The organism is Bacillus coreaensis, from assembly GCF_050586445.1.
GTDB classification, from domain to species: Bacteria; Bacillota; Bacilli; order Bacillales; family Cytobacillaceae; genus Robertmurraya_A; species Robertmurraya_A coreaensis.
Genome location: NZ_JBOCCY010000013.1, coordinates 77,191 through 90,750, shown reverse-complemented (window position 1 = coordinate 90,750; position 13,560 = coordinate 77,191). Strand labels below are relative to the sequence as shown.

Here is a 13,560-nt window from a genome sequence, read left to right as displayed (position 1 = left end):
TATTGTGTGAAAAGTTCAAAAAAATTTATGGAGGTGAGAGGATGTCAAGAATATCCATCGAAGAGGTAAAGCATGTGGCGCATTTAGCGAGACTTGCGATTACTGAAGAAGAAGCTGTGAATTTTCAAAAACAGCTTGATGCCATCATTACATTCTCGGAGCAATTGAACGAGCTTGATACAGAAAATGTGGAACCGACATCCCATGTTTTAGATATTAAGAATGTTTTAAGAGAAGATGTTTCAAAAGAAGGCTTGCCACAAGAGCTTGTCTTAAAAAATGCACCAGATCAACAGGACGGACAAATCAAAGTTCCGCCGATTATTGAGTAAGGAGGGACCATATGAGCTTATTCGATCAAAAAGTATCTGATCTTCATGAACAGTTACATAAAAAAGAAATTAGTGTTTCAGATCTTGTAGATGAGTCGTATAAAAGAATAGCACAAGTCGACGACCAGGTAGCCGCATTTTTAACATTAGATGAAGAGCGAGCACGAAGCCAAGCCAAAAAACTAGATGAAAAACTAGGAACCGATGAAGTAAAAGGTTTGCTGTTCGGTATGCCGGTAGGGGTTAAAGACAATATTGTCACGAAGGATTTGCGTACAACAGCAGCAAGTCAAATTCTACATAATTTTGATCCCATCTATGATGCTACTGTTGTGAAAAAGCTTCAGGAAGCAGAAACGATTACGATTGGGAAATTAAATATGGACGAGTTCGCCATGGGATCATCCACGGAAAACTCCAGTTTTAAAAAGACGAAAAATCCTTGGAATATTGAGACCGTTCCTGGAGGATCTTCAGGTGGTTCAGCAGCAGCTGTAGCAGCAGGTGAGGTTCCATTCTCATTAGGATCGGATACGGGTGGGTCTATTCGTCAGCCAGCAAGTTTTTGTGGAGTGGTTGGGTTAAAGCCTACATATGGACGAGTATCTCGTTTTGGGTTAATTGCCTTTGCTTCTTCGCTAGACCAAATTGGTCCAATTACTAGAACCGTTGAAGACAACGCATATGTATTACAGGCCATTGCCGGTGTGGATCCAATGGATTCAACGTCTGCCAATGTTGAAGTTCCTTCATATGTGAATGCCTTAACAGGTGATGTAAAAGGGTTAAAGATTGGGGTACCGAAGGAATATATTGGAGAAGGTGTGAACCCAGAGGTTCGTGAATCAGTCCTGAAAGCTCTTGCGACACTTGAAAAGTTAGGAGCCTCTTGGGAGGAAGTTTCTTTACCTCACTCAAAGTATGCACTTTCAACGTATTACCTACTAAGTTCTTCCGAAGCGTCTGCTAACCTAGCGCGCTTTGACGGAGTCAGATATGGCTATCGTTCTCCGAATTCGAACAACTTAATGGATCTGTATAAAAACTCTAGAGCAGAGGGCTTTGGAGATGAAGTGAAACGCAGAATCATGCTTGGTACCTTTGCATTAAGCTCAGGGTATTATGATGCGTATTATAAAAAAGCACAAAAGGCACGTACATTGATTAAAAAGGATTTCGAAGATGTATTTGCGAAGTATGATGTGATTGTTGGACCAACGACACCAACACCTGCTTTTAAAATCGGTGAAAAAACAAGCGATCCATTAACAATGTATGCTAACGATATTTTAACCATTCCAGTTAATCTTGCTGGGGTACCTGGAATTTCTGTTCCATGTGGTTTTGATCAAGGACTGCCATTAGGTTTACAAATTATCGGTAAGCACTTTGACGAAGCAACTGTCTACCGTGTAGCTCATGCATTTGAGCAGGCGACAGACTTCCACAAGCAAAAGCCAGGTCTGTAAGGGGGATAAGAATGGAATTCGAAACGGTAATTGGACTTGAAGTCCATGTAGAGTTAAAAACAGAGTCAAAAATCTTCTCTGCAAGTCCCAACCATTTTGGTGCGGAACCAAATACCAATACGACGGTAATCGACCTTGGATACCCAGGGGTGTTGCCGGTATTAAATAAAAAGGTAGTCGACTACGGGATGAAGGCTTGTATGGCCTTAAACTGTAACGTCGCAACTCATACGAAGTTTGATCGAAAAAACTACTTTTATCCAGATAACCCAAAGGCGTACCAGATTTCTCAATTTGACCAGCCGATTGGTGAACACGGGTTTATCGAAATTGAAGTCGATGGCTATAAGAAAAAAATCGGCATCACAAGAATTCATTTAGAAGAGGATGCTGGGAAGCTGAATCATGAAAATGGATACTCTCTATGTGACTACAATCGTCAGGGAACACCTTTGATTGAGATTGTATCAGAGCCGGATATTCGTACAGCGAATGAAGCCTATGCGTATTTAGAAAAATTAAAATCGATTATTCAATATACTGGAGTTTCTGATTGTAAGATGGAGGAAGGCTCCTTACGTTGTGATGCGAATATTTCGATTCGTCCAGTGGGACAAGAGGAATTTGGGACAAAGACGGAGTTAAAGAATTTAAACTCCTTTAACTTTGTTCGCAAAGGTATCGAATATGAAGCGAAGCGTCAGGAAGAAGTGGTTCGTGCGGGTGGAGAGATTCAGCAGGAAACACGTCGTTACGATGAGGCATCCAATACGACTTTATTAATGAGGGTCAAAGAAGGTTCTGAAGATTATCGTTATTTCCCTGAACCAGATTTAACGGATCTTTACATTGATGAAGATTGGAAGGCTCGCATTCGTGCTGAAATTCCAGAGCTTCCAGATTCAAGACAAAAGCGTTATACCGAAGAGTGGGGATTACCTGCGTACGATGCGGCTGTTTTAACAGTGGTAAAGGAAACAGCTGACTTTTTTGAAGCAACGGTTGCAGCTGGGGCGGATCCGAAACAAGCATCCAACTGGATTATGGGTGAATTATCGGCCTATTTAAATTCCGAACAAAAGGAACTGGCTGATGTAGTCCTAACACCAGAAGGTCTTGCGGGAATGATTAAGCTTATTACTGACGGAACCATTTCTTCTAAGATTGCGAAGAAGGTGTTTAAAGAGCTTGTTGAAAAAGGCGGAAGTGCTGAGAAAATTGTCAAAGACCAAGGTCTAGTACAAATTTCTGATGAAGGTGCTCTACTAACAGTAATCGCTGAAGTTCTTGATGCCAATCCACAATCCATTGACGATTTTAAAAATGGTAAGGAAAAGGCGATTGGTTTCCTTGTTGGTCAGATCATGAAAGCAACAAAGGGCCAAGCTAACCCACCACTAGTAAATAAGTTATTGCAACAAGAAATCAGAAAACGTTAAAAAAGAAATTCCCTTGCTTAGGAAGTAGCAAGGGAATTTCTTTATTGTTAGGCTTTTTGTTGAAGTAGGTCTGCGCCTTTTTTGAAAACTGTTTTGCGAAGGAAAGGAACAACCCAATAGTCTAAGCCGTAACGTCCTGCATTGAATCCGGCAGTAAGAATGATGACACCCATTAGAATGTCTGTAGGGTTATGAGAAACCGTACCAGCTAGCATGAAAGAGAAGTTCATTACTAATCCAAAGAACATTGCTGCACTTGTAAAGCAACCAAGAATTAATCCTAAACCTACTAGAAACTCGCCCCAAGGTACGAGGAAGTTAAATAGATCCACGTTCGGTAGTGCCACACCTTCAAGGAAAGATACATACCAGCCATAAACAATGCCATCTGGACCAGCGACAGGGTTTGCAATAGAACCTTTTAAGAATCCAGCAGCATCAAACCCGCCAGTTATTTTGCCCCAGCCTCCTGTCATCCAAGCATAACCGAGATATACCCGTAATACAGTAAGAAGTGCTGCAGAAATCTTGTTTTCTCTTAAAAATTGATTAAACATAAATGATTCCGCCTTTCAAAAGTTATTTAATAAATGATTACACTCATAATATACAATGTTGTGATAGTGAAAAGAATCGTTTTGTGAAACAGTTCACAAATTGATCGAAATCTTTTGAACGAATTGTTAACAAAGTCCATTTTTGACTTAAGCCTTGTTCGAAAGAATGTTTGTATCCTTCTTAATAATCGTTTTACGAAGGAAAGGAACAACCCAATAGTCTAAACCGTAAAGTCCTGCATTGAATCCGGCAGTAAGAATAATTACCCCCATTAGAATGTCTGTAGGGTTATGAGATACGGTACCAGCAAGCATGAAAGAGAAGTTCATGACTAAACCGAAGAACATCGCTGCACTTGTAAAACAACCAAGAATTAATCCTAATCCGACTAGAAACTCGCCCCAAGGTACAAGGAAATTAAATAGACCCACGTTCGGCAGTGCTACACCTTCAAGGAAAGATACATACCAGCTATACACAATTCCATCTGGACCAGCGACAGGGTTTGCGATAGAACCTTTTAAAAATCCAGCAGCATCAAATCCACCAGTTATTTTGCCCCAGCCTGCTGTCATCCAAGCGTACCCGAGATACACACGTAATAATGTAAGAAGAGCTGCAGAAATCTTGTTTTCTCTTAAAAATTGATTAAACATAAATGATTCCGCCTTTCAAAAATATTTAATTAACGATTACACTCATAATATACGACGCGACCATAGTAATAACCACAGGGATATACGTTAGTTCACAGTTTGTTAAAAGCTTATTGACCGAAGTGTGAACTATGTCACTTTTATGAACAACAGGAATAGACAAGTTTGGTGGAAATAAGTATGTATTTCCCAGGAAAAGAGTATTTCCGACAAAAAAACAACCCATTCGTTGTCGAATGAGTTGTTCAGTAAGGATTATTTCTCTTCCTTTAATAATGCGATAGATTCATTAAATTCTTTTTCAATTTGATCATTGTGTTTAAATGTGAGGATGCTGACAATAATCGCAACGATCGCATTGAGGATGAAGCCAGGAACAATTTCGTATAAGTCAAAAATTCCACCCTCAGCTTGTTTCCATAAAATCACCGTAATGGCACCTGTGATTATCCCTGAAATAGCTCCCCAGTTCGTCATCTTTTTCCAGAAGAGACTGAGGATAATCACCGGACCAAAGGACGCTCCAAAACCTGCCCAAGCGTAAGCAACGAGTGACAGAATCGTATTATCTTGATCGAGTGCTAATAAGAGGGCAATAACAGCCACTGTTAATACAGCTAATCTCCCCATTAATACATAATGCTTGTCGGTCGCTTCTTTCTTTAATAGTACTTTGTATAAATCTTCAATAAGAGCACTCGATGTAACAATGAGCTGAGATGAAATGGTGCTCATGATCGCAGCTAAGACAGCGGCTAGTAAGAACCCTGCAATGATCGGATGGAACAAATATTGCCCAAGTTCAATAAAGACAGCTTCTGGATTAGAAAGGGTTAAATCAGGATTTTTCTTGAAATACGCAATCCCAATCATCGCTGTAAGGATGGTTCCAATAAGAGAAAATATCATCCAGGTCATCCCGATGCGGCGGGCACTTTTTATTTCTTTAACGGTCGTGATGGCCATAAAACGTACGATGATATGTGGCTGGCCAAAGTATCCTAACCCCCACGCCATAGCCGAGACGACTCCGATGAAGCTAGCACCTTTTAATAAATCCAAAAAGGTTGGATTCACAAGTCGAACGGTTTCAAACGTTTCAGAAGGTCCACCTGTTGCAAATACACCAATAATAGGGACAAAAATAAGTGCGAGTAGCATCATAAGTCCTTGAATAAAGTCGGTATAACTTACGGCCAAGAACCCACCAAATAAAGTATAGGCAACAACAACAGCAGATACGATCAATAAACCCGTATGATAGCTAACACCGAAAGAGCTCTGAAAAAATACGCCCCCTGAGACCATTCCGGAAGAAACATAAAAGGTAAAGAAAACAAGAATAACAATTCCAGAAACAATTCGAAGAAGCATCGTACGATCTTTAAATCGGTTCTCTAAGTAACCAGGAATTGTGATTGAGTCATTTGCCACCTGAGTATAGGAACGAAGTCTTGGAGCAACAAGAACCCAGTTGAGGTAGGCACCTATGGTAAGTCCGATGGCAATCCATGCATCGACCATTCCATTGACATAAATGGCTCCAGGTAACCCCATTAAAAGCCAGCCACTCATGTCGGCTGCACCTGCACTGAGTGCGGTTACCGCAGGACCTAATGAGCGGCCGCCTAACATATAGTCCGTCAGATTACTAGTTTTTCTGTAAGAGTACCAACCAATTAGTAGCATACCCGCCATGTAGATCGCAATGGAGATCGCTTGGTAAAATTCATTCGACATATACCTTCCCCCTTTATTATAGTGAAAAACTAATTATAAAAATATATGCAATATTCTATCATTATTATGCAAACGTGACGATATTTTTTTACCCGAAATAAATCGTGAAAGTGGTAACAAAAAAGCTTTTCTTAGAAAGTATTGGATCCATTTTTCGAATAATAATTCATTAGTTGAAAATACTTAAAAAAATTCAATCAAACGTTTGATTGAATTTTTTAGTCCTCATTTTATAGGCTTAGGAGGGATTCGGTCATCCTTAAGCTTTTTATCATTAATTTTCAACTCCGTATGATTCAAGAAATTACGGATATTGGAACGGTGTAAAAAGAAAAGGAGAAGTAAGAATAAGAAAAAGATAAGATCGGTATGATAGCCTTCCTCAAAAAAAGAATATATCAGCATGGCAAAGCCAACAGATATCGAACCAAAAAAAACATATTTTGATACAAAAATAACGAAGAAAAAGGTAAGAAAGGTTATTAGAAATAATATAGGGTTATAAATGATTAAAAATCCAGCTGTGGTCGCTATGGCTTTCCCCCCACGAAACCCTGCAAAGATCGGAAAGCAATGACCGATTACTGCTAGTAATCCCGTATACAAAGGATCAATATTGGAATGCAGCAACAGAGGTAAATACGTCGCAAGGGCTCCTTTGCCAACATCAACGAGAAGAACAATGATTCCTGCCTTTTTTCCCAGAACTCTGATCGTATTCGTAGCACCTGGATTGTTACTACCAAGCGTTCGAATATCCACTTGAAAGAGCCATTTTCCAACAAGTAATGCGGTTGGAATGGATCCGAGTAAATAGGCTATGATAAGTAGTCCATACTCCATAGAATTCCTCCTTACATTTAATTGTTATTATGTCTAAATATTACCATATTCTTAGTGATGCTGTAGAGTTGAGATTTTTACTTTTACCTATCTCCATGATATGATAGATTGTCAACAGATTTGCAGGAATGTAAGCAGTGAGATATGATATTAATGTTAAATGATGGAATCGGCATCGAAGTATACATACGAATATAAAAAGAACCTTATTTTTTGAAATAGGATGATGAAAATGAAAAGAGCAAGAATTATTTATAATCCTACCTCAGGAAGAGAAGCCTTTAAAAAGCAACTGCCAGAGGTACTGCAAAAGCTAGAAATGGCCGGTTATGAGACTTCTTGTCATGCAACAACGGGTGCAGGTGACGCAACAGAGGCGGCTAAAATTGCCGTTGCTCGAAAATACGATCTGGTTGTAGCAGCAGGTGGAGACGGGACGATCAATGAAGTGGTGAACGGACTTGCTGAGCAAGAGTATCGTCCAAAGCTTGGAGTCATTCCAGTTGGAACCACCAATGATTTCGCAAGAGCTCTTCATATTCCGCGGGATATTGAAGCGGCAGCTGATATTATCGTTAAGGGAGATACGATTCCTGTTGATATCGGCCGAATCAATGACAAGTATTTTATTAATATTGCTGGTGGCGGCCGTTTAACAGAGTTAACGTACGAGGTACCAAGCAAACTGAAAACGATGCTTGGGCAACTGGCTTATTACTTAAAAGGCATTGAAATGCTCCCTTCCATTCGTGCAACAGATTTAAGTATCGAGTATGATGGAAAGCTTTTTGAAGGAGAGGTCATGCTGTTTCTTGTTGGGCTTACCAATTCAGTGGGCGGCTTTGAGCGACTAGCTCCGGATGCGTCGATTAATGATGGAATGTTTACTTTATTAATTTTAAAAAAGACAAACCTTGCAGAATTTATCCGCATCGCTACATTAGCTGTTCGCGGAGAGCATGTTAACGATCCGCATGTTATTTATACAAAGGCAAACCGGATCAAAGTCCACTCTGAGGAAAAGGTTCAGCTGAATCTCGATGGAGAATTCGGAGGTCTTTTACCTGCAGAGTTCGTGAATTTATACCGACATTTAGAAGTGTTTGTACCGATTGACCAAATACGTGAGCAGGACCGACCAGTGGAAGGTTGGAATGTTTCAGGAAACTAATCACGATACAGGTGGTTAGTTTCTTTTTGTGATTTCGTATCCGTGAGGGAGTTATGATACAATTTTTCATATCGAAAAATGATAAAAGGAAGTAACCAATGACAAAAACAATACCTGTTCAAAAAAATGATTATATAGAAGTTGTATTTGAAGACTTAACCCATGACGGTGCAGGCGTAGCCAAAGTAGAGGGTTATCCTTTATTCGTCAAAAATGCTCTGCCTGGTGAAAAAGCAAAAATCAAGGTGATTAAGGTCAATAAGGGATATGGATTCGGCCGTTTAGAGGAAATCCTTGAACAAAGTCCGTACCGTGTGGATGCCCCGTGCCCGATTTACAAGGAGTGTGGAGGCTGCCAGCTTCAGCATTTAAGCTATGAAGGACAACTGTTAGCGAAGGAAAAGCAAGTAAGAGATGTCCTTACCCGTATCGGCAAACTAGAAAATGTAAAGGTTCATCCTGTATTAGGCATGAGTGAGCCTTGGAGATACCGAAACAAAGCACAGGTTCCTGTAGGTGAACGTGAAGGTGGCTTGATTGCCGGTTTTTATCAACAGCGCAGCCATGAAATCATCGACATGGAAGCTTGTATGATTCAGCAGGAAAAAAATGACGAGGTCGTACAAGCAGTAAAGAGAATCTGTACGAAATACGGAGTCACGGCCTACAACGAGCAGCGTCATAAAGGAACATTACGACATATCATGGCTCGCCATGGACAAGTCACAAAGGAAGTCATGGTCGTTCTTGTCACTCGTACCTCGGAGCTTCCAAACAAGGAGAAGATCGTTAAGGAAATCGTTGAAAGTGTTGAAGGAGTTAAATCGATTATCCAGAATGTCAACTCGAAGAAAACCAATGTTATTCTTGGTGACGAAACCCGTGTGTTATGGGGAGAAGAGGTCATCTATGACTTAATCGGCAACGTCAAATTCGCGATTAGTTCAAGATCGTTTTACCAAGTAAATCCGGAACAAACGAAGGTGCTTTATGACCAAGCCCTAACTTATGCTGAATTGAGTGGTCAGGAAACGGTGATCGATGCTTATTGTGGCATTGGAACGATTTCACTGTTTCTAGCGCAAAAAGCCCAGAAGGTGTACGGAGTTGAAATTGTCCCTGAAGCCATTGCGGATGCGAATCGGAATGCTGATTTAAATGGGATTGATAATGTAGAGTTCGCGGTAGGTGAGGCAGAGGTCGTGATTCCTAATTGGTACAAAGAAGGGATCGTGGCGGATGTACTTGTTGTGGATCCACCAAGAAAAGGCTGCGATGATGCCTTGCTGCAGACCATTATTGAGATGAAGCCGAAGAAGGTTGTTTATGTTTCTTGTAATCCGGCTACTTTGGCGCGGGATTTGAGAGTGCTTGAGGATGGTGGGTATCGCACGGTTGAAGTTCAGCCTGTTGATATGTTTCCGCATACGACTCATTGTGAAGCGGTGGCGAAGATTGTTTGGAAAGTGTAACTAACTTTTAGAAATTTTCAAAGCATAATAAACTTTTTCCACACCTTATCAACAGTAGGAAAAAAGTTGTACAAAAAAGTGAGAGAAAAACGCCTGTTATCCCCGACATATCAACAATCGTGAAAAAAGTGTGAGAGAAAAACTTTATTCTAACTCGAATAAAAACGTGGAAAAAAGCGTGAGAAAAGCCCGAAAAAACGGGTTCTTTTCTTGTGGAAACGAGGGAAAAGTGGGGAAATAGAAAGACTTTATTATAACCAGCGAACGAAGGAATAGCGGGAAATTGAGTGGGAAATGAAAGGTAATTTTTAACTGCACATAGTAGAAATAAAAATAAGGAAAATTCATCATTTTTTGATTTTTTATTAAGGGTTAAGGTTTGAATTATTCCTCTTTGATATGCCATGAAAAACTTTTGAAAAAGAGTTATTGTAGTATAGTTGAATGAGACAAAGAGTATATTTGTGTCTCTATAAAAAAATACCGACTTTTAAACAAAATAACGTACCTTAAATAAAAATAGCATCCCAAAACCGAAGGTTTCCTGATCCGATTCAGAAGACCTTCGGTCTTTTTTTCTGAAAAAGAAAGGGAGAACAGGGAGAGGGGAAACAAGAGAAATGTCATGAAGAAAGGTGTGAGGAAAGCAAGATAAAACAGGGTTTCGCAACGGAAAAGAAGGAAGGGAAAGCATGAGCAAAAGTGGGAAAGGAAGCGGGTAAAACGATATGTAAACCTTAACTCTACTCCCCGTTATTTTTTTTCAAAATCTATGCACAGCTTATACACAAATGAGGAAAATGCATGAAAAAAGCAGGAACGTTTATTATTCTTTAGTCTGTAATGCTTATAAAATATCCTTCTACTACCATAATCTTTTTATCTAAGTTCCCAGAAGGTAAGAAGAAGGAATATCAATTACTTTATGTGATGGATTGCATGGCTAATATGTTTTCTATTTATTTTATTTTTATGGAATGTATTTGATGTTCCAAACCATGGTTTAGATAGAGCAGAACATCACTCTCTTTTATTTACTTGATGATCAAGGATTAACATATGATTTTATTGATAATAACCACTGTAGCTTGAATCGTAAGTGTTTTTGCTAATTCCTATACGTATTTCGCTTTTAGAAATGTATAATACTTCTTTCTTTGCTTCTTTTTGGGGCTCAGTGGCTAATATTTTTTAAGACAAGTATTGATTCTGATACATTCAAATATTAATGCTTTTTGTAATCTCTAATTATGAGTTCTTAGAGAGGAGTGAGTATGAGAATATACTATGTGTAATAGAAAAAGAGGTAGACAATCATACTGAATTGAAGTCTTCATACTTAATTAAGTATGCCATGATTGAGGCTGTAAATAATGCAGTTGAACATGGCGGTTTTCCTGTAAACATACAGTTTCTTACCAGTAAAAAGGAGTTTGGTTTTAAAGTCAGTGACAATGGTCGAGGTTTTCTTATAGAGGAGAAGATAAAACTAATTAATGATAAGGGGTTAGATATTCTTCTAACAGACTGTCTATATGAAGAACGAGGTAGAGGGATTTATATGATATATAAGATTGCAAATAGGGTAATTTATAACAAAAAAGGGAACTCGATAACTGTATTATTTCAGAAAATTGAACCTCTAAATTGAAATTAGTAATGTGTTGTAAATCACATCCTTTATTTGAAATATGTTTATAATAAACAATGGAAAGTATTGGTGTCTTTTGTACACAGTGGAAAAAATGTCACAGAATATCCACTTGAAAATAGTAAAATAATACTATATATTTTTCAAAGTAATAAAGGGGCAAATCTATTGAAAAATAGAGACGCAAAACTATAGGGGTTAAGGGCATAAATAGTCTAAGTCAGCCAGTTGCAAAAAAACCCTTCTTTTATTATTAAAAGAAGGGTTTTTTATAAAGGAGATATGTTGTGAAGTTTATATATATTCAATGTTGGTAAAGGTAACTATGATTTTAATATAACCAATAATATTCGATTGAAAAAATTAAAGATATAACTGAGATAGTTGGTACGCCTAATTATGTTAGTTGTATCTGAAGGAAGAGGTAATTTAATAACAATATTGGATCACGAAAAACTATCTGAGGTTATTTGAGTTATGTGATGAATGCTATCACTCTGAAGGTACTGAAATGGAGAGAAAGAAATGAAAATTAATATAAGCAGGAAATTAATATTAGGATTTTCTACTGTCTTATTATTACTGGCAACAGTTTCAATAATAGCGTATGTACAATTTACAATAGTTGATAAAAATTATAAAAATGTTATCGAGGATAGCTTCAAGAAGACAAAGCTGATCAGTGAAATGGAAAATACCATACTTAAAGAGCAGATATACTTACGTGGTTATTTAGTAAACAGTAATACAGAAACTCTCCAAAAATTTCAGGAATCATCACAAAATTTTTCCGAAGTAGTAGAAGAATTTCTAAGTTTTAATGTAAGTAACGAAGCGAAGGAAATAGTTAATGAGTTTGTAGCCGTAGAAAAGGAATACACTCAATTAGCTAATGAACTAATTGTTTTAAAAGATGAGAATAAGAATGATGAAATTACACAATTAATGGTAGAAAAGGGAAATGGATTAGCAACTAAAATTACGGAGGTTGGAGATAAAGCACGTTTATTTCAAGAGACAAGTACGACAGAGACAAGCAACAAACTTTCAGAGGACACAAAAACGAGTAAAATGCTTATTGTTATTATAAGCAGTATAGCTCTTGTTTCAGGTCTTTTCATAGCTTTATACATTAGTAGAAATATATCTTTACCTGTTCAAAAAATCTCAAAATCTGCAAAAAAAATTGCAGATGGTGATCTACTAATTGATGAAATAAGGGTTAGAAATAGAGATGAAATAGGGGATCTGACAGATTCCTTTAATCTGATGGTAAATAATTTAAGAGAGCTAATTTTCAAAGTTAGCAACACATCGGAAACTGTAGCGTCATCTGCTGAAGAGTTAATGGCAAGTGCTGAACAAACAAGTTCAGCTATAACTTCAATCACAACTGCTATACAAGAAGTGGCAAGTGGAGCGGAAGTACAGGGGAGTTCTACAAGAGAAAGTGCGAAATTAGTGTCCGAAATGTTAAATGGAGTCAAGCGTCTATCAGTTACTTCTACAAATGTTGCAGATTCAACTTCAGAAACAGCAATTCAAGCAAATACAGGAAATGAGATGCTACAAAAAGTAGTAGTACAAATGGAGTCTATAAATAATTCAACAAACGAAACAAATAAAGTGATTAGGGAATTAGATAGTAACTCTAAGCAAATAGGAGATATTATTGGTGTGATTACAGGTATAGCTGACCAAACAAACCTGTTGGCATTGAATGCGGCCATTGAATCGGCGAGGGCAGGAGAACATGGGAAGGGATTTGCAGTTGTAGCAAATGAAGTTAGGAAATTAGCAGAACAATCAAGACTTTCAGCAAGCCAAATTGCAAACTTAGTTCAGCTTATTCAAAGCGATGTTGTGCGGGCAGTAGATATGATGAATAATGGAACGAGTGAAGTAACTAAAGGAAGGGTTTTAGTTGAAGATACAGGAAAAGCATTTGGAATGATTATAACTGCTATTGAAAATGTGAGTGCTGAAATACAGGAACTATCTAATGTATCTGAACAAATGTCTACAAGTATGGAACAAGTAAATGCATCCATTGATCAGGTCATCCAAATTTCAAAACAATCCATTGATAATACTGCTGAAATAGCCTCTGTATCAGAAGAACAATTAGCAACGGTGGAAGAAGTAACATCGTCAGCTTCAAACTTATCAAATATGGCTGAGGATTTAAGAGAATTGATAAGGGGCTTTAAGATATAGTTTTATAGTAAT

General features: G+C 38.1%; 11 protein-coding genes and 1 riboswitch. Of the genes, 7 read left to right on the top strand and 4 right to left on the bottom strand.

Annotated features, from left to right (window positions below; translation table 11 throughout):
* Window positions 1-41: 41 nt before the first annotated feature.
* Genes gatC through gatB form a run of 3 tightly spaced genes read left to right on the top strand, consistent with a single transcriptional unit; the run spans window position 42 to window position 3,240 of the window.
* Window positions 42-332: an Asp-tRNA(Asn)/Glu-tRNA(Gln) amidotransferase subunit GatC gene (gatC, locus tag ACQ5H4_RS17735; protein WP_251522473.1), complete on the top strand. Its 291-nt coding sequence runs from the start codon at window positions 42-44 to the stop codon at window positions 330-332.
* An 11-nt stretch (window positions 333-343) separates the two neighbouring features.
* The gene (gene gatA, locus ACQ5H4_RS17730; RefSeq protein WP_430776320.1) at window positions 344-1,801 is read left to right on the top strand and encodes an Asp-tRNA(Asn)/Glu-tRNA(Gln) amidotransferase subunit GatA; all 1,458 of its coding nucleotides are present in this window, start codon (window positions 344-346) and stop codon (window positions 1,799-1,801) included.
* Between the two features lie 11 nt (window positions 1,802-1,812).
* A complete protein-coding gene (gatB, locus tag ACQ5H4_RS17725) occupies window positions 1,813-3,240 on the top strand; it encodes an Asp-tRNA(Asn)/Glu-tRNA(Gln) amidotransferase subunit GatB (protein WP_430776319.1) in 1,428 nt (475 codons plus the stop codon).
* Between the two features lie 47 nt (window positions 3,241-3,287).
* On the opposite strand, the gene ACQ5H4_RS17720 is transcribed toward gatB, so the two are convergent.
* The 4 genes from ACQ5H4_RS17720 to plsY all read right to left on the bottom strand — a co-directional run bounded on the left by ACQ5H4_RS17720 (window position 3,288) and on the right by plsY (window position 7,037).
* A complete protein-coding gene (locus tag ACQ5H4_RS17720) occupies window positions 3,288-3,797 on the bottom strand; it encodes a DoxX family membrane protein (protein ID WP_430776318.1) in 510 nt (169 codons plus the stop codon).
* A gap of 147 nt (window positions 3,798-3,944) precedes the next feature.
* Entirely contained in the window at window positions 3,945-4,454 is a 510-nt protein-coding gene (locus ACQ5H4_RS17715; protein WP_430776317.1) for a DoxX family protein, read from the bottom strand.
* Window positions 4,455-4,709: 255 nt separating this feature from the next.
* Complete coding sequence (putP, locus tag ACQ5H4_RS17710; RefSeq protein WP_430776316.1) at window positions 4,710-6,194, bottom strand: sodium/proline symporter PutP; 1,485 nt, start codon at window positions 6,192-6,194, stop codon at window positions 4,710-4,712.
* A 225-nt stretch (window positions 6,195-6,419) separates the two neighbouring features.
* Entirely contained in the window at window positions 6,420-7,037 is a 618-nt protein-coding gene (plsY, locus tag ACQ5H4_RS17705; RefSeq protein WP_430776315.1) for a glycerol-3-phosphate 1-O-acyltransferase PlsY, read from the bottom strand.
* 232 nt (window positions 7,038-7,269) lie between these two features.
* Between plsY and ACQ5H4_RS17700 the strand changes: the two genes are divergently transcribed.
* From ACQ5H4_RS17700 to ACQ5H4_RS17685, 4 genes are all read left to right on the top strand, one after another.
* Window positions 7,270-8,208 carry a diacylglycerol kinase gene (locus ACQ5H4_RS17700; RefSeq protein ID WP_430776314.1) on the top strand — a complete coding sequence of 313 codons (939 nt, stop codon included), beginning with the start codon at window positions 7,270-7,272 and terminating at the stop codon, window positions 8,206-8,208.
* Window positions 8,209-8,306: 98 nt separating this feature from the next.
* Window positions 8,307-9,680: a 23S rRNA (uracil(1939)-C(5))-methyltransferase RlmD gene (gene rlmD, locus ACQ5H4_RS17695; RefSeq protein WP_430776313.1), complete on the top strand. Its 1,374-nt coding sequence runs from the start codon at window positions 8,307-8,309 to the stop codon at window positions 9,678-9,680.
* Between the two features lie 1,228 nt (window positions 9,681-10,908).
* Window positions 10,909-11,331 (top strand): ATP-binding protein, encoded by a 423-nt coding sequence (locus ACQ5H4_RS17690; protein ID WP_430776312.1) that lies wholly within the window; start codon window positions 10,909-10,911, stop codon window positions 11,329-11,331.
* 148 nt (window positions 11,332-11,479) lie between these two features.
* Window positions 11,480-11,567, top strand: a riboswitch (cyclic di-GMP riboswitch).
* A gap of 289 nt (window positions 11,568-11,856) precedes the next feature.
* A complete protein-coding gene (locus ACQ5H4_RS17685; RefSeq protein ID WP_430776311.1) occupies window positions 11,857-13,548 on the top strand; it encodes a methyl-accepting chemotaxis protein in 1,692 nt (563 codons plus the stop codon).
* Window positions 13,549-13,560: the final 12 nt, after the last annotated feature.